Source organism: Hymenobacter canadensis (assembly GCF_027359925.1).
Classification (GTDB): domain Bacteria; phylum Bacteroidota; class Bacteroidia; order Cytophagales; family Hymenobacteraceae; genus Hymenobacter; species Hymenobacter canadensis.
This window is the reverse complement of sequence record NZ_CP114767.1, coordinates 3,766,622-3,786,765: the sequence shown is the minus strand read 5'-3', so window position 1 is coordinate 3,786,765 and position 20,144 is coordinate 3,766,622. Positions and strand designations below refer to the sequence as shown.

The following is a 20,144-nucleotide window of genomic DNA, read 5'->3' as shown; positions in this document are numbered from 1 at the left end:
GAAGCTCTGTTTCTGTCATACCAAAACTATATCAACCATCCCGGCGGCTTCGCTGGGAAGGATCCACCGATAAAACGGAAACATTCCAGTGAATGCCGCCCAGTAACCGCCGCTAATGGGCCCAAAAAGCAGGAAGCCCGGCTTCCACGAAGGAAGCCGGGCTTCTGCAGGAGCCTGACGGGTGTCAGATCCGTATAAATTACTTCTGCTCGGTGGTGGTCGTCGTAGTGGTCGACGAAGCCTCGGTGGTGGTAGCCGGAACCTCGGTGGTAGCCGGAGCAGCCATAGCCGTCGTGTCCGTAGCCATAGCCGTGGTGTCCATGGCAGGAGCCGTGGTTTCTACGGTGCCGGTTTCGGTGGTGGTAGTAGCTTCGGTGGTGGCAGGCTTGGATTCGCACGAAGCCAGGGCTACGGCGCAGAACAGAGCGGATACCTTCAGGAGGTTGTTCATCGTTGTGGTAAGTTTGAAAAATTTGTCTGAAAACCCCGTTCATCCGGAATAAGCCGGAAGGTAACCCGCCCCCGAAAATTATTTCCGGAAGGGGTTACCCCAGTGCATTCAGGGTATTAACTTCTAAAGTGAATGGCGAAGGCCACTGCTTCTTATACTGACGACGAGTTCGTGGCGGCTATCCGCCACGGCGACGACCGCGCCCTGGCGCAGCTCTACCGGCTGCATCTGCCCATGGTGTCGCACTACGTGCTGCAGAACAGCGGCACCGAAGACGACGCCCGGGACGTGTACCAGGAAGGCGTAATGGTGTTTTACGAGAAGGTGCGCGACAACTCCCTGGAGCTGAGCTGCCAGATCAAAACCTACCTCTACGCCGTGTGCCGCCGCCTCTGGCTGAAACGCCTCGCCGAGAAAACCCGCTTCGGCACCCGCCTCGACGACCACGAGCCTTTCCTGGAAACAGGGGCCGAGGCCGACTTGGAGGAAGCCGAGGAGCGGGACCGGCGCTTTGCCACCATGAACGAGGCCATGGAACGCCTCGGCGAACCCTGTCGCTCGTTGCTGGAAGGCTTTTACCTGCTCGATAAATCGATGCAGCAACTCACGGCAGACTTCGGCTACACCAACGCCGACAATGCCAAAAACCAAAAGTACAAGTGCCTGGTCCGGCTGAAAAAGCTCTTTTTCACGCAGTACCAGGAAAGTGAAACATGAACACCAGGAAGCGCAGTGAAGAAATAAGCCTGCCCACCGGCAGCCCCCCTTTTTCCGGCCTGCACTTTACCAGACAACGGCGGACTTCACCCACCCGCTCAGCCCTATGATGACCGAAGCCGACTATTACGCTTTATTTGAGGCCTACCAGCGTGGCGAGCTGGCGGTGCCGGCGCGCACCGACCTGGAGCGCCGCCTGTCCGCCGACCCCGCGCTGGCCGAGCGCTACGCCGATTTCACCTCCCTGACCGGCACGTTGCACAGCTACGGCCAGCGCCTGAGTGTGCGCCGCAAGCTGCGCGCCATCCAGGCCGAGCTGGACGCCGAGCAAGCCGTGAAGCTGACCGACGCCGAAGACGGCGAAGTGCTGGAAACCGGCAATCCGCTGATGCCGCAGTTGCATATTTCACGCACCGAGCAGCAGCTGCGCCGGTTCTGGCAGGGCCACCGCGCCACCATGATGGTGGCGGCTTCGGTGGCGGTGCTAGCCGTGTTCACCACGCTGCTGGGCATTGAGTGGTGGCGCGCCTCGCAGAAACCGTCGCTGTACGGCTACACGGTGCTGCGCAAGGAAGTGGAGCGTATCCGCCGCACCCAGCTGGCCATGAACCGCGCCATCCGCGGGGGCCAGGCGCCGACGCCGGAAGCCGTGAATCCCGGCAAGTTCAGCGGTACGGGCTTCGCCCTCACCGCCGATGGCTACCTAGTCACGAGCTACCACGTTATTCAGGGGGCCGATTCGCTGCTGATTGAGGGCCGCGACCGGCGTAGCTACCGCGCCGAGCCGGTGTTCACCGACGTAGCCCACGACCTGGCCATTCTGCGCATCAACGACAAGAAATTCGACGGCTTCGGCCGCCTACCTTACTCCTTTAAGCGCGGCACCGCCGACCTGGGCGAGAAGGTGTACACGCTGGGCTACCCACGGGAAGACCTGGTGTTCAACGACGGCTCACTGAGCGCCCGCTCGGGCTTCGAAGGCGACTCGGCTTTCTACCAGATCAGCATTCCGGTGAACCCCGGCAACTCCGGTGGCCCGCTACTCGATGATCGGGGCAACCTGATCGGCATTATCAGCGGCCGCCAGACCGACGCGCAGAGTGCAGCCTTCGCCACCAAGTCGTCGTATCTGATGCGGCTGGTGGACTCGCTGAGCGCGGCCGCCACGCATGCGCAGCCCTACAACCTGCCCCGCACCAACCAGCTGGCCGGCACCTCGCGCCCCCAGCAGATCCGCAAGCTCCAGGATTACGTGTTTGTGGTGAAAGTCTACGAATAGCCCCGGCCGTCGCCGGTTTTCAGCAAGCCTCGCCCTCATCCGGCGGGGCTTTTTTTTGTGATTTTTTGGCGGCTTATGGCCCGCCGGAAACACCATTTTATCGGGTTACAGGCACTTTATTTCTGCGGCTGAGCATCCTGCCAAGAAAAGCATAGCACCCTGAAAAGAATCGTCTATTAAACTTTCACTATTTTGATAAGTCCATAGGACCTACGCTTGTAGAGGAGCGAATTAACCTCTTCCTTTCAAGGCATTTACCCGCTGTTGCTCCTGCCACCACAACCACAACCAATGGACCGTAGAGCTTTCCTCCGCAAACCTGCTTCTGCCCTGGCGGCCCCGGCCGCCGCCGTGCCGACGCAGCCTGCCTTCGGCACCGCCCCGCCCACCGGCTCCGGCGACGAAACCGTGAGCCGCTATGCCAACACGCGCCTGCCCACCGAGCCCCGCTCTACGGCGGGCCTGGGCCCTTACACGGGGCCGTGGGGCTATGCGCAGGCCGCGCATCTGCTGCGCCGCACGCTGTTCGGGCCCACCCGCCCCGAAATTCTGGCGGCTGCCGGCCAGAGTCTGACGCAGGTGCTGAATACGCTGCTCACGGCCCCGACTGCGCCCGCGCCGCCGCTCAACGTGTCGGCCACCGATACGAGCGTGCCGCTGGGCCAGACCTGGGTGACGCAAGCCTTCGACCAGAACTTCGAGGGCGTGCGGCGCGCCTCGCTGCGGGCGTGGTGGCTGGGGCGGTTGCTGGGCCAGGGCCCGTCGTTGGTGGAGAAGATGACGCTGTTCTGGCACAACCACTTTGTGGTGGAGCTGGGCGACATCAACGATGCCCGCTACGGCTACCAGTACTGCGCGCTGCTGCGCCGCCACGCGCTGGGCAACATCCAGCGCCTCGCCGAAGACGTGACGGTGAACCCGGCCATGCTACGCTACCTCAACGGCAACCAGAGCACTGCCACCGCCCCCAACGAAAACTACGGCCGCGAGCTGCTGGAGCTGTTCACGGTGGGCAAGGGCCCGCAGATTGGCCCCGGCAACTACACCACCTATACCGAAGACGACGTGCAGGCCGCCGCACGCGTGCTCACGGGCTGGCGCGACAATGCCACCACCCAGGCCGGCTACTTCACGGCCTCGCGCCACGACACCACCACCAAAACGTTCAGCAGCGCCTTCCAGAATGCTACCATCAGCAACCAGACCGACCAGGAGTACAAGGCCCTGATTGCGCTGGTGTTGCGGCAGCAGGAAACGGCGCGCTTCCTGTGCCGCAAGCTCTACCGCTGGTTTGTGTACTACGTGATTGACGCCACCACCGAAACCCAGGTGATTGAGCCCATGGCCCAGCTGCTGCTGCAAAGCAACTACGAAGTGGCGCCGGTGCTGCGCGCGCTGCTGTCGAGTCAGCATTTCTTTGACAGCGTGAACATGGGCTGCCTGATTAAGAGCCCGCTCGATTTCACGGTGGGCACGGCGCGGCAGCTGCAGGTGGCCTTTCCGCCCGCCACCAACCCTACGGCCCAATACGCCATGTGGAACTACCTCAACGGCGTCACGAACGTGCAGCAGCAGCTGCTCGGCGACCCGCCGAACGTGGCCGGCTGGCCGGCCTACTGGCAGACGCCGCAGTTCTACGAAATGTGGATCAATGCCGTGACGCTGCCCCGCCGCAACCAGCTCACCGACCTGCTCATCAGCAACAACGGCTACACCACCGGCGGCGTCACCATCCGGATTGACCCGGTGGCGCTGGTCCTGACCCTGCCCGCCGCCACTGCCGCCGACCCCAACCTGCTGATTGCGGAGCTGGCCCGGCTGCTGACGCCCATCCAGCTGACGCCCACCCAGCTCACCTACCTCAACGACACGCTGCTGCCGGGCCTGCCCGACTTCGAGTGGACGATAGAGTGGAACGAGTATCTGGCCGCGCCCACCAACGCCGCCAAGCGCGCTGCCGTGCAAACCAAGCTCCAGTCGCTGCTGCGCACGCTCATGGGCCTGGCCGAGTATCATCTGTCTTAATGGCTTAATGGCTGCATGGCTTACTGGCCGGCTGCTCACTCAGGCAGCGGCCATCTGGCTGTCAGCAATTCAACAATCAGCCATTTAACCATTAACACGAAGTATGAAACGCAGACATTTCCTCCAGACTACCACGGCCGCCACCGTGTTGCCCACGCTACTGGGCGGGCTGCCGATTGGGGCCTACGGCTTTTCGCCGGAGCTTTTTGAGATTACGGGCGGCGCCACCCAGACCGACCGGGTGCTGGTGCTGATTCAGCTGAACGGCGGCAACGACGGGCTGAACATGATCATCCCGACCGACCAGTACTCGGCCCTGATGAATGCCCGCGCCGACATTGCCATTCCGCAAAACCAGGTGCTGCCGCTGCGCGCCGCCACGGGCATTCATCCGGCCATGGCGGGCGTGAAAAACCTGTTCGACGATGGCAAGATTGGGGTGGTGCAGGGCGTGAGCTACCCCAACCCCAACTACTCGCACTTCCGTGCCACCGACATCTGGACTTCGGCGTCGGACTCCAACGTCACCATCACCTCGGGCTGGGCCGGGCGCTACCTCGACTCGGAGTATGCCAACTACCCCACCGGCTACCCCAGCACCCAGAACCCCGATCCGCTGGCCATCAGCATCGGCTCGGTGGTGAGCAACTGCGTGCAGGGCCCCGCCGTGAACATGGGCATGGCCATTGCCAGCACCACGTCGTTCTACCAGCTGCTGTCAGGCGGGGTCGATACGGCGCCCAACACGCCGGCCGGCCACGAGCTGACGTTTATCCGGCAGGTAATTTCCCAGACCCAGATTTACACCACGGCCATTCAGGCGGCGGCGGCGCGGGCCCGCAACCTCTCGCCGCTCTACCCCGCAGCCGGCCAGAATTCCCTCGCCGACCAGCTCAAGATTGTAGCCCAGCTGGTGGCCGGCGGCCTGCAGACGCGGGTGTACGTCTGCAACCTCGGCGGCTTTGATACGCACGCGGCGCAGGTTCCTGTTACGGGCAGCACCACCACGGGCACGCACGCCACGCTGCTGGGCCGAATTTCGCAGGCGCTGGAAGCCTTCCAGGACGACTTGCGCCGCCTCGCGGTGCAGGACCGGGTGGTGGGCATGACGTTTTCGGAGTTTGGGCGCCGTATCAAGGCCAATTCCAGCAAGGGCACTGACCACGGGGCGGCCGCGCCGCTTATCGTGTTCGGCACCAGCGTCAACCCTATCATCCACGGCAATAACCCGGTGCTGCCCGCCAACGCCGGCGTGAACGACCAGGTGCCCATGCAGTTTGATTTCCGGGCCATCTACGCCAATCTACTCAAAGACTGGTTCCGCGTGCCCCAGACGACGCTCAACGCCCTGCTGCCTTCCAGCCTCGGGCAGTTTCCGAACGTGCCGGTTATCCGGCCCGGCATCGTGAACGGCACCAGCACGGCCGCCGCCACCAATGTGGCCAATTTCAGCGTGTTTCCGAACCCTGTGCGCGACCACGCCACGGTGGAGTTTGAGAGCGAAGGCGGGCACGTGCAGGTGGTGGTGCTCGACGCGCTGGGCCGCGAAGTGGCGCGCCTGCTCGACCGGGAGCAGCCCCGCGGCCGCCGCCAGATTCCGTTTGCCACGGGCCTGGCCGCCGGCTCCTACCATTGCCAGGTGCGCGAAGGCGTCCGCATCAGCTCCCGGCTGGTAGTGGTGAGTTAATCGTTCGTTGTCAGGAATACGCTAATTGACTGACAACGAACAACTATCAACTGACAACTAAAAAACCCGTTGCCGGTGTAGCCCGGCGGCGGGTTTTCACGTATAGCGCCTCCGGGGCCGCGCCACCGGCCTTGTGTTTCACTGTTCTCTGCTTTTACAACTATATGGCCACTCAACTCTCGAACGTAGAAAAGGAGCTTGAAAAGATCCTGCCCGAAGACGTTATCAACGCCCTGCAAAGCGGCTACAAAGTGTTTCAGGGCGAAGCCGACCAGCTCGACGACCTGATCAAGCACAGCGGCGTGCTGCTCAAGAAAGCATCGCAACGCTTCACCACTACCCAGCTCATCCTGGGCATTGCCGGCGTAGCGGTTATTGCCATCATTGCTGCCAAGAAAGCCGTCGATGCTGCCAGCAACGACGACGAGGCCAGCTACGACAGCCACAAGAAGGATGCCGCGCACACCAGCGCCAAGACTGCCTAAAGCTGTTTTGCTTATCCCACGAAGGCCCCGTTTCTGCTGAAGCGGGGCCTTTGTGCTATACACAGCCGGTGGCCGACAGCTGTCATTTTCGGTCGGCGCTACCGCAGCAGGCAACGGTGCCGCTTTTTTCGTTTCTCTTGGCCTGTTCGTTCCTTTTGCCTTCCTCTGCTCATGAAAAACCTGTTGCGCCTGGCGCATTCCCTGCTTGTTGTTGCTTTGCTGTCGGTGCCGCTCACGGCGGCGCGGGCGCAGGAGCCGCTTACCTACACCATTTCCATCGACCCGGCTGCCAACAGCGACGAGTTTCGGGTGCAGCTGGCGTTGCCGAAGCTGAGCAAGGAGCAAGGCATCTACCAGTTTGCGGCCACCGCGCCGGGCACGTATCAGGTGATGGACATCGGCCGGTTTGTGCGCAAGTTCGAGGCCTTCGACAAAAAGGGCCGCCTGCTGCCCTCCAAGCAGCTTTCCACCAACCAGTGGCAGCTGCTGAAGCCCGAGAAAACGCGCGAAATCCGCTATACCATTGCCGAAACCTGGGACACGCCCGTGACCGAGCACAGCATCTACCGCATGTGCGGCTCGTCATTGGAAACCGACCACGCCCTGCTCAACGGCCAGACCCTGCTGGGCTTCCCCCAGGGCTGGCAGGCCCGGCCCCTGCGCATCAAGCTCAACTACCCCACCGACTGGAAAATCGGGACGGCTCTGACGGCTGATGCCCAGGGCTACTACACCGCCAAAAGCTACGACCAAGCCGTGGATTCGCCGTTTCTGCTGGGTCGCCTCACCAAAGCCAGCACTATGCTCGGCCCCACCAAAATAGATTTGTTCTGCTACTCCCGCACCGACCAGGTGCAGGCCCAGCCGCTGCTCCGGGAGATGCAGCAGATGCTGAACGCTGCCCAGCAGTTTCTGGTGCAGCTGCCGGTGCAGCGCTACACCTTCCTCTACCACTTCGACGACCGGAGCAACGGCGCCTGGGAGCATTCCTACAGCTCGGAGTACGTGCTGCGCGAAGAGCCGCTCACGCCGGAGTCGGCGGCGGGCATCACCAGCATTGCCGCCCACGAGTTTTTCCACGTCGTGACCCCGCTCAACATCCACTCCGAAATCATCCAGCAGTTCAACTTCGTGCAGCCCACCGGCTCCGAGCATTTGTGGCTGTATGAAGGGACCACCGAGTGGGCCGCCGGCATGATGCAATTGCGCGGTGGCTTGCTGCCGCTGGAAAAGTACCTAGAAGAAATGAGCGGCAAGATTGCCTACGACCGCCAGCGCACCGACACCACCTACTCGCTGAGTAAGCTGGGGCTGAACTCCTTCTCCGACGAAGGCCAGCGCCAGTACGGCAACATCTACCAGCGCGGCGCCCTCACGGCCGCCCTGCTCGACCTGCGGCTGCTGCAACTCTCGGGGGGCAAGCGCGGGCTGCGCGAAGTGGTGCTGGGGCTCACCAAACGCTACGGCCCCGACAAGCCGTTTTCGGAAAAGACGTTCTTCCAGGACTTCACCCAGCTCACCTACCCCGAAATCGGCGACTTTTTTGCGCGCTACGTGCAGCAGGCCCAGCCGCTGCCGCTGGCCGAGTACTACGCCACCGTGGGCGTGCGCTACGAGCCGCTGCAGCGCACCGGCCGCCGCTTGGCCACGCTCGGCACCGGCTTCCGCCCCGATGCGGAGGGCCGCTTCCTGTTTCAGCAGGTGAGCCCGGCCCTGCAGGCCTGCGGCGTGGCCAACGGCGACGAGTTTGTGGCCTACCAGGGTGAAACCGTGAAGCCCACCACCGCCCGCGCCCTCATCCAGCGCATCGAAGCCAGCCCCGTCGGCCAGGAAAGCGAGCTGACCATCCGGCACGCAGGCACCGAGAAGAAAATCCGCTGCCGCCTGCAGGCCAAAGACGAGGTGAAGCGCTACCAGCTGACGGTGATGCCCAACCCCACCCCTGCCCAGCTGGCGCAGCGCCAGGCGTGGCTGAAGAACCAGTAAACACCGTGGCCAGTAGCGCGAACTACAAAGTTTGCGCTACTGCCTCGGACGCGTTTCAGGCGACTACGCGCGCAACAGCGGGGAGCCTGCCTGCTTCATGGCTACCAGCACCGGAAAGGCCCGGCCCGCATGATTGCGGGCCGGGCCTTTGTGCGTCTGGCCTGCTCCCAACCTGCACTTTCATAATTTTATAATATAACTATTATATTAAAATGATAGCACTATAAATAATTATCGTCAACCTCATAATGCAAACTCAGAAGCTTGAAACTTAGCTTAAAACTATAGATAAGCGCGTTTTCAGGGCTAAACCGCTGCCTTCGTCGGCCCCGAGGGCTACCTTATCGCCCAAGCGCCACGTCTTTCTATTTTTGAACATATCCAATTATCCTGTACTTTGGATATTATCTTGTTCCCCTACCTGCTGCCACCTGTTGCAACGTCTCTTTGCATCCACTTCAACCAGACAGTTGTATGAAACACTTTGCTGCCCCTCTTCTGCTGCTTGCGGCCTGCCTGTCCGCCACCAGCGCCTTCGCTCAGGAAGCTGACACCTTACAGGTGCAGGACCTGACAGCCCGGTTTGCCCCGGCGCCTCTACCCGAAACCGGGGCTACGCCCGAGGCAGCACCGGCGCCCGCCACAGTAGCGCTTACCGGCTACGTGCTGGATGGGCAGAAGCAGCCGCTGCGGGGCGCCACCGTGCTGCTGAAAGGCACCACCACCGCCGCCAGCACCGACGCCAACGGCCATTATGAGCTGCAGGTACCCGCCGGCATCAACACCCTTCGCTACGACTACGTAGGCTGCGAGGGCCAGGAGCTGTCGGCCAGCAACTTCCTGCCGGTTACGGTGGTGCTGGCCCCGACCGGTGGCAAGGCTCGCAGCCGTAGGTAGACGCGGCTACCACAGCGCTGCCATGCGGGGCGGCGACTACCAGGATACCCACTTCGTGACGGGTGAGTATGAAATCCGTAAGATTTCCGAAACCTGCCAGGGGCCGCTGCACGCCCGTGCCCCTGCACCGCCTGAATAATTACGCCCCCGATCCTTAGGCTGCGTGCTGCCGGGACGGGAGCTACGGTAGCGTTTCTGGCTGGCAGCGGCTACCTTCCGGCTCCGGGCCTTTCCTGGCCTGCTGCCACCGTAACTGCTCCCGCCATGCCCGCAACCACCCTCCACGAAAGTATCCTGCTGGTGTTGGGGCTGCTGTTTGCCATGCTGCTGCTGGTGATGCTGGGCCAGAAGCTGCGCATCTCTTACCCTATTTTTCTGGTGCTGGCCGGGCTGGTGCTGGGCTTCGTGCCGGGGCTGCCGCGCATCGTCATCAGCCCCGACCTCATCTTCCTGATTTTCCTACCGCCGCTGCTCTACCAGGCCGCCTGGGAAACCTCCTGGCAGGATTTCTGGCGCTGGAAGCGGCCCATTGCGCTGCTGGCCTTCGGGCTGGTCGTCTTCACCTCCACCATCGTGGCCTACGTGAGCCGGGCCATGATTCCGGGCTTCACGCTGCCGCTGGGGTTTCTGCTGGGCGGCATCATCTCGCCGCCCGATGCCGTGGCCGCCACCTCCGTGCTGAAGGGGGTGCAGGTGCCGCGCCGCATCACCAGCATTCTGGAAGGCGAAAGTTTGATCAACGATGCCAGCAGTTTGATTGTGTTCCGGTTTGCGCTGGCCACGGTGCTGTCGGGTACGTTTGTGTGGCAGCAGGCGGCGTCCAGCTTCCTGCTGGTGAGCGTGATGGGGCTGGCCGTGGGCCTGGTGGTGGCGCACGGCTTCTACCTCATCCATAAGTACCTGCCCACCACGCCCAGCATCAACACGGTACTCACGTTTCTGGCGCCCTACGGCATGTATTTGCTGGCCGAGGAATTTCACTTCTCGGGGGTACTGGCCGTGGTGAGCGGCGGGCTGCTGCTTTCCTTCCGCTCGCACCGCGTGTTCGATGCCGACACCCGGTTGCAGGCCACCAGCGTGTGGGCCAGCGTGGGCTTCGCCCTCAACGGGCTGGTGTTCATCCTCATCGGGCTGGAGCTGCCGGTGGCGGTGGAGGGCCTGGGCACGTACTCGCTGGGGCAGGCCATTACGTACGGCTTGATTATCAGCGCCATTGTCATCGTCATTCGGCTGCTGTGGATGTTTCCGGCGGCATTTATACCACGCTGGCTGTTTCGCAGCATCCGCACCCACGAAACCAGCCCCGGCTGGCAGGGGCCGCTGATTATCGGCTGGGCCGGCATGCGCGGGGTGGTGTCGTTGGCCTCGGCGCTGTCGGTGCCACTGCTGCTGAGCAACGGGCAGGAATTTCCGCAGCGCAACCTGATGCTGTTCATCACCTTCGTGGTTATTCTGGTGACGCTCGTGTTTCAGGGCCTCACGCTGCCGCTGCTCATCCGCGCCACCGGCGTGGAAAAGCTGGAGGAGCGTATGCCCACCGATGCCCAGGAAGCCGGCATCCGGCTGCACCTGCGCCAGGCGGCTCTGGCCCATATGCAGAAGTACTACGTAGTTGATATGCAGGAAAATGAGCTGATCCGGGCCCTCCAGCAGCGCATGCAGGCCGAAGCCCAGCGCACCAACAACCTGCTAGAAGCTCTCGACTACGACGACTCCAAGCGCCAGGCCCTGCAACGCTACCACCAGGTGCTGCTGGACGTGCTGCGCGTGCAGCGCGAGGAGCTGTTCGTGCTGCGCCGCGAGGACGTGTTCGAGGAAGAAATGCTCCGCCACCAGGAAGCCCAGCTGGACCTCGACGAAGCCAAAATCAGCCACATGCCGCACTGAGGTGGGGCAGGTCGGAAAACAGACGGTCATGCTGAGCGAAGGCGCAGCCGTAGTCGAAGCCTCTCTACCGCTTCGTTGGATTACGACTGCAACGAAGCGGTAGAGATGCTGCGCCTTCGCTCAGCATGACCGTCTGTTTTCCCAAACACCATTCTCCCCCAGAAACCAAAACGTCCTCTCCCGGCCAAGGCCAGAAGAGGACGTTGCTATGGGGCAGGAACAGGCCGCCTAGCCCAGCTTGCGGTAGCGCACACGCTTGGGCTCCACGTCGCCGAGGCGCTTACGCTTGGCTTCCTCGTAGTCCGAGAAGTTGCCCTCAAACCATACCACCTGCGAGTCGCCCTCGAAGGCCAGGATGTGGGTGGCGAGGCGGTCGAGGAACCACCGGTCGTGGCTGATGATAACGGCGCAGCCGGCGAAGTTCTCCAAGGCGTCTTCCAGGGCCCGAATGGCGTTGATGTCCAGGTCGTTGGTGGGCTCATCGAGCAGCAACAGGTTGGCGCCCTGCTTGAGCGTGGTGGCCAAGTGCACCCGGTTCCGCTCGCCGCCCGAGAGGCTGCCGACCTTCTTCTCTTGGTCGCCGCCGCGGAAGTTGAAGTTGCTGACGTAGGCGCGCGAGTTGATGGGGCGGCCGGCCAGCAGCATGGTTTCGGTGCCGCCCGAAATGGTTTCAAACACCGATTTAGTGCCGTCCAGCGTGTCGTGCTGCTGATCGACGTAGGCGTACTGCACTGTGGGGCCCACCGCGAAGCTGCCGGCGTCGGGCTGTAGCTGCTCGGTAATCAACCGGAACAGCGTGGACTTGCCGGCGCCGTTCGGCCCGATGATGCCCACGATACCGCCCTGCGGCAACGCAAAGCTCAGGTCCTGGAACAGCAGCTTGTCGCCGAAGGCCTTCGTAATGCCGTTGGCCTCAATCACCTGGCCGCCCAGGCGCGGGCCGTCCGGAATAAACAGCTCCAGGCGCTGCTCCTTTTCCTTGGCTTCCTCGCTCACCAGCTTGTCGTAGCCGGCCACGCGGGCCTTGCTCTTGGCCTGGCGCGCTTTCGGCGACATACGCACCCACTCCAACTCGCGCTGCAGCGTTTTCTGACGCTTGCTCTCGGTTTTCTCTTCCTGCGCCAGGCGGTTGGACTTCTGCTCCAGCCACGAGCTGTAGTTGCCCTTCCACGGAATACCTTCGCCGCGGTCCAGCTCCAGAATCCAGCCCGCCACGTTGTCGAGGAAGTACCGGTCGTGGGTTACGGCAATGACGGTGCCTTTATATTGCTGCAAGTGCTGCTCCAGCCACAGCACGCTCTCGGCGTCGAGGTGGTTGGTGGGTTCGTCGAGCAGCAGCACGTCGGGCTCCTGCAGCAGCAGGCGGCACAGGGCCACCCGGCGCTTCTCGCCACCCGAAAGGTTACCGATGATGGCGTCAGCGTCGGGCGTGCGCAGGGCGTCCATGGCGCGCTCCAGCTTGCTGTCGAGGTTCCAGGCGTCGAGCTGGTCGAGGCGCTCCTGCACGGTACCCTGGCGCTCCAGCAGCTTGTCGAAGTCGGGGTCTTCGCCGCCAAAGGCTTCATTGATTTCCTCGAACTCCTTGAGCAGCGCCACCGTTTCGGCCACGCCCTCCTGCACTACCTCCAGCACCGTTTTGGTGGGGTCGAGCTGGGGCTCCTGCTCCAGGTAGCCCACCGAGTAGCCCGGCGACCATACCACGTCGCCCTGAATCTGCTTATCAACCCCGGCAATGACCTTGAGCAGGGACGACTTACCCGAGCCGTTGAGGCCGAGCACGCCGATTTTGGCGCCGTAGAAAAACGACAGGTAGATGTTTTTGAGAACCTGTTTCTGGGGCGGGTACACCTTGGTGACCCCGGCCATCGAAAAGATAATAGTTGGCTGGTCGCTCATAGAGAAGAAGTGTGTAGCGGTGGCACTGAAACCCGGCAGGCTGACGCTTTGGCTGAAAAATGCTATTTTCAACCGCTGAGCCGTCTGCTCCGGCCCGTGTAGCCCAACCTTCTGATTTAGGGCTACGTTCGGCCAGATAGGCCGCAACTGCCCGCCGGAGTCGCCAAAGGTAGGCAGGGCCCACGGAGTTTGCTACCCGGCCCGCCGGGGCCTATTGTTGCAACATGCCGTAAACTTGCCCATCTTTCCACCCTGAGTGTTGCCGCCGCGCTTTTCCAATCACACCACCTATTCGCTCTCGCGTTATCAGATTATGGAACAACAAGACCACTTGCTGGCCGATGCCCGCCTCTATGGCTATGTCGAAGGCGACCAGGTGTGGCTCCGGCCGTTTATGGAGCTGCCCGCCCGCCAGGTCGGCCAGGTTAAGGAATCCCCCGATGCCTCTTTACTGTATTTTGCCAACCGTTTCCGCCTGTTCCGGGCCAAAGTAGAAGACCTGCTCGAGAAAATCGAGGAATCGGAAAATAAGGGCTCCTTCCTGATGAAGGCCCTACACCTGAAAGACCAGGTGGCCAGCTACGACGGCCTCGGCGACTTCGAGAGCCTGCACCGCCGCCTCACCGAAGCCGAGGAAGCCGTTAAGGTGACCGTGGCCCGCAACCGCGAAAAGAACCTGGCCACCAAAATCAGCCTCATCGAGCAGGCCGAAGAGATGCGCAACACCCTCGACTGGGCCACGGCCGGCGAGCAAGTGCACGAACTGCGCCAGGCCTGGATCAAGACCGGCCCCGTGGATAAGCAGCTCACCGACGAGCTGGAAACCCGCTTCCGGCTGGCCGTCGACGAGTTTTTCCAGAAGCGCAAGGCCTTCCAGAACGAGAAGAAGGCCATGACCAACCACGCCGCCGACCAGTACAAAGTGCTGATCCGGCAGAGCGAGGCACTGCAGAATTCCGACGATTTTGAGAACACCACGGCCAAGCTCAAGCAGCTGCAGCAGGCCTGGAAGGAAGTAGGAGGCTCCTTGCCCCGCAAGCAGGCCAACGACCTCTGGACGCAGTTTCGGGCGGCGCACAACCTGTTCTTTGAGCGCCTGAAGGTGCACATCGACAGCAAGCGCACCGATGCCAAGGAGAACTTTATGGACGACAACCTGACCCGCAAGCGCGCCCTCGTGACGGAGGCCACTGCCCTGCTGGGCCGGCCCATGCACGAGGCCGTGACACGCGCCAAAGAGCTGCAGGCCGCCTGGAAAACGGTGGGCCCGGTGCGCGGCGAGGAGTCGGACCGGGTGTGGGAGCAGTTTATTCTGGCCTGCGACAAGGTGTTTGAGATGAGCGCCCTGGAGCACTTCATCCGCAAGCGCCCCGAAAACGCTGCCGCGGCCCCCGAAGAGCAGGTGAATCTGCGGGTGCAGGCCCTGCGCGACTTCATCAAATACGACCAGCAAGAGAAGGAAACGCTCCAAGACAACCTCGACAAGCTGAGCGCGGCTCCCGCCAACGACGCGTTCCGGCAGATGCTGCAGGGAAAAATCCGGGCCTTCGACCGTAAAATCAGAACTAAAAACGAGCTGATTACGCTATTGCGGCAACGATTGGTTGCGTAGCACAACCTTAGCGGTTATCTTACGTTGGCTGCCGAAAGCTGACGGCCGGATTCGCCGCAGGCCAAGCCACGTTGTCAGCTTATCCGTCCCGGCCGGGTTTTTGATAGCCGGAGTTTTTCATTCGACCACCTTTTTTAAGTAGCCCACACCACTATGTATTGGACGCTGGAACTCGCTTCGTACCTTGAAGACGCTCCCTGGCCTGCCACCAAGGACGAACTGATTGACTATTCCATTCGCTCGGGTGCCCCGATGGAGGTAGTGGAAAACCTGCAGGCCCTGGAGGATGATGGCCAGCCTTACGAAAACATCGAGGAAGTTTGGCCGGACTATCCGACCAAAGAAGACTTCATGTTCAACGAAGACGAATACTAGCAGTAGTATTGAGTATGCAGTACTGAGTAATTAGTATTGGCATAAGCCCGTTTTTCAGGCGGTATGGCCTAAATACGCATGTCTCAGTACTCAATACTTTCTGTCGAAAATCTGGTTGCGGGGTATGAACAGCGTGTTCTGCTCCGCAACCTTTTTTTGTGCGTGACTGAGCCCGCTTTTGTGGCCATTGTGGGGCACAACGGCTGCGGCAAAACCACCCTGTTCCGGGCCCTTACCGGCCAGATTCCCTACCAAGGCACTATTGAGGTCGGTGGTCACGACCTGCGCACGCTCCGCCGCCCGGCCGCCGATGGCCATCTGGCTTATCTGCCCCAGCGCACCACCGTGGGTTTCCCGATTCGGGTGCGGGAACTGGTGGTGATGGGCCGTTACCGCCACCACGGCCTGCTCAGCGCCTACTCTACTACCGATTATCAGCTGGCCGATGCCGCTCTGGCCCACGTAGGCGGCGCCCACCTCGCCGGGCGCGACTTCTCGCTGCTCTCCGGCGGCGAGCAGCAGCTGGTGTGGCTGGCCCAGCTCAGTTTGCAGGATGCGCCCCTCTACCTGCTCGACGAGCCCACCCAGCAGCTTGATGTATACTACCGCCGCCGCGTGTTCGATCTGCTGCTGAGCTGGGTGCAGGAGCAGCAGCGCACCGTACTCTGCATCACCCACGACCTCGACAACCTGCTGGCGCTGCCCGGCGGCTACCTGCTCAACCTGTCGGCCTCAGTTCCTACCCTACAGCCGCTCACGCCGGCCACCGTGCAGGCCGCCCGCGCGTTTCTGGAAAGCGAAGAATCGTTGGCAGTTAGGTAGCGCTTAGAAGCTTTTTGAATTAGTCTATTGGCATGCAGCACGATGTAGAGACGCAATATTTTGCGTATCGTCGTTGAACGGAAGGTTGCTTTAAACAACTTCAGCAACGACTAGACGCAAAATATTGCGTCTCTACATTGTTCGCCAAAGCCTCTTAGGCCTTACGCTGCCCGGGCCGGCCCCGCAGCACGTGCCCGATGGAGCGCAGAAACGGCCAGGGCGTCACGGAGTTCATCACCCGCAGGTTGGTCAGGGCCGAGGTGCGCTCGTCCAAGAAGTCGAAGATGCGCTCCACCGGGTTGTGGCGAAACAGTTCAGTGAAGATGTCGCGCGTGGTTTCGCCGCGCCGCTGCATGATATCCAGAAGCAACGCATCGAACATGCCAAACTGCCACCGGTCGCCGGTGAGGTTGTGCGGGGGCTGGCCGGTGGCGGCCAGCGCGGCCACCAGCCGCACCGAGTGCTCCTGGATGCGCTTGAAGGCGTAGCCGGTGCTGGGCTTGGCCCGCCCGGCCCGCGTGCCCAGGTTGATGATGTTCGGCCCCGCCGACGCAGGCATGGGATGGTCGGTCATCGGGATGGCGCCAATCTCCACTGCCTCAATCCGGAAATCCGTTATGCCCAGCTGCTCCAGATAGGCGCGCATGGCGTGCTCATACTCCGCCTGCGGCAGCACCTGCGCCGAAAACAGCGTGTACTCCACCAGCGCCCGCCGTTTGCTGAACGGCAGCACGTAGATGAAGCGCGCCTCCTGGTGCTGCTCGCCCCGGAAATCCATGAATTCCACCGTGGCAGGGTCGAATGCGTCGTGGTCGGTTGCCACCTCCCAGCCCACAAAATGCTGCAGCAGGTAGCGGTGCTTCTGCGGCTGCGGCTGCAGCTGCGGCGGGCGGCTGTCGAAGGTGTAGCGGGCGGTGTAGGTGCCGGCCGGGCTGGTGGCACGCACGCCCTCGGGCGTGTTTTCCAGCGTCTCAACTGCTGCCGTCACCAGCGTGAACTGCTGCGGATTAGCCGCCAGCGCCGCCCGCACAAACCGGTAGAAATCCAGCCCCCGAATCATCTTGTAGCGGTGGCGCTTCAATGGAAATACCTGCTCGAAACCGGGGCTGCGGAACGCCAGCTGCTCCCATTCGTGCGCCACAATACCATCGAACAGCATCGGCCCATCGGTCCAAAACGACCAGGTCCGGTCGTTCTGGTCTTTGGCCTCGGGTTCCAGCAGCAGCACCCGCTTGCCGGCTAGGCGCGGCTCCTGGCTGATGTGGTAGGCCAGGCTCAGGCCCGCCGCCCCGCCACCCACAATCAGGTAGTCAAATTCACGGGTTGACACGGATTCGTCGGATTTCACGGAGGCAGACACGGAAGGAGCAGGCTATGGGTGCGTTATGCGGGCACTAAAGAACAACGAAAAAGCCGCTTCGTTGGAAGCGGCTTCTCCTTACGTGCATCCGGCCTGGTCATCAGACTGCCCAAAACGAATCCGTGCAATCCGATAAATCCGGCTAAATCCGTGATTTAGAAGTTCGGCGACAGCAGGTACTTGCTGTAGAAATCGTCGATGATTTTCACGGCCGACTCGGCGTCGTCTACCAGCTGCACCAGGTTCATGTCCTCGGGCGAGATGTTCTGCTCGTCTTCCAGCATCACCTGCTGAATCCAGTCGAACATGCCCTGCCAGTACTTGGTGCCCACCAGCACGATGGGGAAACGCCCGATTTTCTTGGTCTGGATCAGCGTGATGGCCTCAAACAGCTCGTCCAGCGTCCCGAAGCCGCCGGGCATGCCGATGAAGCCCTGCGCGTACTTCACAAACATCACCTTCCGCACGAAGAAGTAGTCGAAGTTGATGATTTTGTCGGGGTCGATGTAGATGTTGTTGAACTGCTCGAAAGGCAGCTCAATGTTGAGGCCCACCGAGCGGCCGCCCTCCGAGTGGGCGCCCTTGTTGCCGGCCTCCATGATGCCGGGGCCACCGCCCGTGATAACGCCGTAGCCGTGGCGCACCAGCTTGGCCGCAATTTCCTCGGCCATCTTGTAGTACGGGTTATCGGCCTTGGTGCGGGCCGAGCCGAAGATGGATACGCAGGGGCCGATTTTGGACATTTTCTCGAAGCCCTCCACGAACTCGGCCATCACCTTGAAGATCTGCCAGGAGTCGGCAATCTTGATTTCGTTCCAGTCTTTATCGACAAACGCCTTGCGGATGCGCTGCTCGTCGTCTACCTGCACCGTCCGCTCGCCGTGGGTCTGCTCGCGGATGTCGCTGATGGTCTTAACTTTATTGTCGTTTACGTTGGGCTGCATGATGGTCTGCCCGCTCCCGGCGTTCAGTACTTCATCGGCCACCTTGGTGCGGCTGGTCTTCTTAAGCTTGGTCATAATCTGGTACGCTACTTACTAATGGCGGCCGGCAGGGCGCCGAGGGCCAAAAAGGAAAAGGGGGGAATTTGAAAAAAAGAAAGCCGCCCCGCGAGAACGGGGCGACCAAAAGTACGGACAGGCAAGTTAACGATTTGTTAACACTAAATAGCCATATCATTACGAAATGGCGACAGGTCCGGGCGGAGGCCGCTTTCGCCAAACGCCCTACTTGCTCCGGATGGCAATAACGGGGTCGAGGTTGGCAGCCAGCACGGCCGGAATGATGCCGGCCAGCATACCAATCACCACCGACACGGTGAGGCCCAGCGTGATGTTCCAGGCCGAGAGCGTGAGCGGCATGGCGTCCTGCGGCACCAGCGTAATCAGCCAGACCAGGAAGATGCCGGTGGCGCCGCCCAGCAAACACAGGAACACGGCCTCAAACAGAAACTGGAACAAAATAAAGTAGTTTTTGGCCCCCAGCGACTTCTGAATGCCGATGATATTGGTGCGCTCCTTCACCGACACAAACATGATGTTGGCAATACCGAAGCCGCCCACCACCATGGCAAAGCCCCCAATCACCCAGCCGGCCAGCCCGATGACGGAAAAGAGCTTGCCCACCATGTTGGCAATCATCTCGGGGCGGTTGAGGGCGAAGTTGTCTTCCTCGCGGGGCTTGAGGGTGCGGATGTTGCGCAGCAGGCCCTTCATTTCGTACTCCAGGTCGAGCAGGCCGGTGTCTTCTTCGCGGCCCTTCACGGCAATGGTGGGCGTCACGCCCGTAAAGCCGTTGGTGCTCAGGGCAAACATCTTGGTGAACGACCCGAACGGAATGATGCAGTTGGTGTCGTTGCTGGGCGTGTCGATGATCTTCTTGCCCTCCTTCTTCACCACCCCAATGATGGTGAAAGACAGCCCTTTGGCCTTGAACTGCTTGCCCAGCGCCGAGCCGTTCGGAAACAGGTTGGTGGCAATATCGGCCCCCACGATGGCCACGTTGCGGGCGGCGTCAATCTCCTGCTGCGTGAAGTAGCGCCCCTCCGCAATCGGCAAATCCGACACGGTGCGGTACTCAAACGAGACCCCCATCAGCGCGCAGCCTTCCATGCTGTTGGAGCCCATGCGCAGGGTGTTGCCGCCGGTAGCGGCATACAGGGCCACGCCCCGCTGGTTGTCGGAGAGCATGCGCTGCAGCTCGCGGAACTCGCGCACGGTGGGCGCCGGCCGCTGGAAATAGCGCCACCACGGGTAGTCAGGCTGGTCGAAGGTCCAGGGCATTTTCATCACGTAAATCACCTTGTCGCCAACGAAGCTCATGCTCTGGCGCACGTTGGCCTCCAGCGAATCGACGACGGTAAGCACGGCAATGATGGCGAAAATGCCCACCGTGACGCCCAGCAGCGAAAGGATTGTGCGCAGAAGGTTCGCTTTGAGGGCTTGCCACGCGAAGCGGAAGCTTTCCAGAGTCAGGCGCAATGCTTTCATAAGTGAGAGCTGGAATTGGTTTCTTTTTTGATGAAACAAAGAACGTCATGCTGAGCCTGCCGAAGCATCTCTACCGCCAAAGTAATTCTGATTACCCACAGTAGAGATGCTTCGACAAGCTCAGCATGACGTCCTTTAACCTTTTCGCCCGAAAAATACCGATTAATCCGGCAAAT

Annotated in this window: 16 protein-coding genes; 11 read left to right on the top strand and 5 right to left on the bottom strand. The window is 61.5% G+C overall.

The genetic code is table 11. From position 1 onward, the window contains the following. Nucleotides 1-199: 199 nt before the first annotated feature. Nucleotides 200-451, bottom strand: coding sequence for a hypothetical protein (locus tag O3303_RS16260; protein WP_269559434.1), 252 nt, complete (start codon nt 449-451; stop codon nt 200-202). A 132-nt stretch (nt 452-583) separates the two neighbouring features. On the opposite strand from O3303_RS16260, the gene O3303_RS16255 reads away from it, so the two are divergent. The 8 genes from O3303_RS16255 to O3303_RS16215 all read left to right on the top strand — a co-directional run bounded on the left by O3303_RS16255 (nt 584) and on the right by O3303_RS16215 (nt 11,414). Next, nucleotides 584-1,168: an RNA polymerase sigma factor gene (locus tag O3303_RS16255; RefSeq protein WP_269559433.1), complete on the top strand. Its 585-nt coding sequence runs from the start codon at nt 584-586 to the stop codon at nt 1,166-1,168. 106 nt (nt 1,169-1,274) lie between these two features. Next, nucleotides 1,275-2,447, top strand: a complete 1,173-nt coding sequence (locus O3303_RS16250; protein WP_269559432.1) for a S1 family peptidase — start codon at nt 1,275-1,277, stop codon at nt 2,445-2,447. A 291-nt stretch (nt 2,448-2,738) separates the two neighbouring features. Then, entirely contained in the window at nt 2,739-4,472 is a 1,734-nt protein-coding gene (locus O3303_RS16245) for a DUF1800 domain-containing protein (RefSeq protein ID WP_269559431.1), read from the top strand. A gap of 103 nt (nt 4,473-4,575) precedes the next feature. Continuing rightward, nucleotides 4,576-6,159: a DUF1501 domain-containing protein gene (locus O3303_RS16240; RefSeq protein WP_269559430.1), complete on the top strand. Its 1,584-nt coding sequence runs from the start codon at nt 4,576-4,578 to the stop codon at nt 6,157-6,159. A gap of 164 nt (nt 6,160-6,323) precedes the next feature. Further along, a complete protein-coding gene (locus O3303_RS16235; RefSeq protein WP_269559429.1) occupies nt 6,324-6,644 on the top strand; it encodes a hypothetical protein in 321 nt (106 codons plus the stop codon). Nucleotides 6,645-6,815: 171 nt separating this feature from the next. After that, on the top strand, nt 6,816-8,630 hold the full coding sequence (locus O3303_RS22110; RefSeq protein WP_434086405.1) for a M61 family metallopeptidase: 1,815 nt from the start codon (nt 6,816-6,818) through the stop codon (nt 8,628-8,630). 474 nt (nt 8,631-9,104) lie between these two features. Continuing rightward, the gene (locus tag O3303_RS16220) at nt 9,105-9,527 is read left to right on the top strand and encodes a carboxypeptidase-like regulatory domain-containing protein (RefSeq protein WP_269559428.1); all 423 of its coding nucleotides are present in this window, start codon (nt 9,105-9,107) and stop codon (nt 9,525-9,527) included. A 264-nt stretch (nt 9,528-9,791) separates the two neighbouring features. Next, on the top strand, nt 9,792-11,414 hold the full coding sequence (locus O3303_RS16215) for a Na+/H+ antiporter (RefSeq protein ID WP_269559427.1): 1,623 nt from the start codon (nt 9,792-9,794) through the stop codon (nt 11,412-11,414). Between the two features lie 228 nt (nt 11,415-11,642). Here the strand turns inward: O3303_RS16215 and ettA are convergent, their stop codons facing one another. After that, complete coding sequence (gene ettA, locus O3303_RS16210) at nt 11,643-13,310, bottom strand: energy-dependent translational throttle protein EttA (RefSeq protein ID WP_269559426.1); 1,668 nt, start codon at nt 13,308-13,310, stop codon at nt 11,643-11,645. 313 nt (nt 13,311-13,623) lie between these two features. On the opposite strand from ettA, the gene O3303_RS16205 reads away from it, so the two are divergent. The 3 genes from O3303_RS16205 to O3303_RS16195 all read left to right on the top strand — a co-directional run bounded on the left by O3303_RS16205 (nt 13,624) and on the right by O3303_RS16195 (nt 16,119). After that, a complete protein-coding gene (locus tag O3303_RS16205) occupies nt 13,624-14,922 on the top strand; it encodes a DUF349 domain-containing protein (RefSeq protein ID WP_269559425.1) in 1,299 nt (432 codons plus the stop codon). 153 nt (nt 14,923-15,075) lie between these two features. After that, on the top strand, nt 15,076-15,297 hold the full coding sequence (locus tag O3303_RS16200) for a DUF2795 domain-containing protein (RefSeq protein ID WP_019948259.1): 222 nt from the start codon (nt 15,076-15,078) through the stop codon (nt 15,295-15,297). Nucleotides 15,298-15,459: 162 nt separating this feature from the next. Further along, nucleotides 15,460-16,119 (top strand): ABC transporter ATP-binding protein, encoded by a 660-nt coding sequence (locus O3303_RS16195; RefSeq protein ID WP_269559424.1) that lies wholly within the window; start codon nt 15,460-15,462, stop codon nt 16,117-16,119. A 154-nt stretch (nt 16,120-16,273) separates the two neighbouring features. Here the strand turns inward: O3303_RS16195 and O3303_RS16190 are convergent, their stop codons facing one another. The 3 genes from O3303_RS16190 to O3303_RS16180 all read right to left on the bottom strand — a co-directional run bounded on the left by O3303_RS16190 (nt 16,274) and on the right by O3303_RS16180 (nt 19,968). Then, nucleotides 16,274-17,449 carry a lycopene cyclase family protein gene (locus O3303_RS16190; RefSeq protein WP_269559423.1) on the bottom strand — a complete coding sequence of 392 codons (1,176 nt, stop codon included), beginning with the start codon at nt 17,447-17,449 and terminating at the stop codon, nt 16,274-16,276. Nucleotides 17,450-17,634: 185 nt separating this feature from the next. Further along, entirely contained in the window at nt 17,635-18,498 is an 864-nt protein-coding gene (locus O3303_RS16185) for an LOG family protein (protein WP_269559422.1), read from the bottom strand. Nucleotides 18,499-18,705: 207 nt separating this feature from the next. Continuing rightward, complete coding sequence (locus O3303_RS16180) at nt 18,706-19,968, bottom strand: ABC transporter permease (protein WP_044014834.1); 1,263 nt, start codon at nt 19,966-19,968, stop codon at nt 18,706-18,708. Nucleotides 19,969-20,144 lie beyond the last annotated feature (176 nt).

Bases quoted from the DNA above. Each gene is read 5' to 3' on its own strand.
- O3303_RS16260 (WP_269559434.1), bottom strand. From the start codon at position 451: ATGAACAACCTCCTGAAGGTATCCGCTCTGTTCTGCGCCGTAGCCCTG.
- O3303_RS16250 (WP_269559432.1), top strand. From the start codon at position 1,275: ATGATGACCGAAGCCGACTATTACGCTTTATTTGAGGCCTACCAGCGT.
- O3303_RS16245 (WP_269559431.1), top strand. From the start codon at position 2,739: ATGGACCGTAGAGCTTTCCTCCGCAAACCTGCTTCTGCCCTGGCGGCC.
- O3303_RS16220 (WP_269559428.1), top strand. From the start codon at position 9,105: ATGAAACACTTTGCTGCCCCTCTTCTGCTGCTTGCGGCCTGCCTGTCC.
- O3303_RS16205 (WP_269559425.1), top strand. From the start codon at position 13,624: ATGGAACAACAAGACCACTTGCTGGCCGATGCCCGCCTCTATGGCTAT.
- O3303_RS22110 (WP_434086405.1), top strand. From the start codon at position 6,816: ATGAAAAACCTGTTGCGCCTGGCGCATTCCCTGCTTGTTGTTGCTTTG.
- O3303_RS16215 (WP_269559427.1), top strand. From the start codon at position 9,792: ATGCCCGCAACCACCCTCCACGAAAGTATCCTGCTGGTGTTGGGGCTG.
- O3303_RS16180 (WP_044014834.1), bottom strand. From the start codon at position 19,968: ATGAAAGCATTGCGCCTGACTCTGGAAAGCTTCCGCTTCGCGTGGCAA.
- O3303_RS16255 (WP_269559433.1), top strand. From the start codon at position 584: ATGGCGAAGGCCACTGCTTCTTATACTGACGACGAGTTCGTGGCGGCT.
- O3303_RS16185 (WP_269559422.1), bottom strand. From the start codon at position 18,498: ATGACCAAGCTTAAGAAGACCAGCCGCACCAAGGTGGCCGATGAAGTA.
- O3303_RS16240 (WP_269559430.1), top strand. From the start codon at position 4,576: ATGAAACGCAGACATTTCCTCCAGACTACCACGGCCGCCACCGTGTTG.
- ettA (WP_269559426.1), bottom strand. From the start codon at position 13,310: ATGAGCGACCAGCCAACTATTATCTTTTCGATGGCCGGGGTCACCAAG.
- O3303_RS16235 (WP_269559429.1), top strand. From the start codon at position 6,324: ATGGCCACTCAACTCTCGAACGTAGAAAAGGAGCTTGAAAAGATCCTG.
- O3303_RS16200 (WP_019948259.1), top strand. From the start codon at position 15,076: ATGTATTGGACGCTGGAACTCGCTTCGTACCTTGAAGACGCTCCCTGG.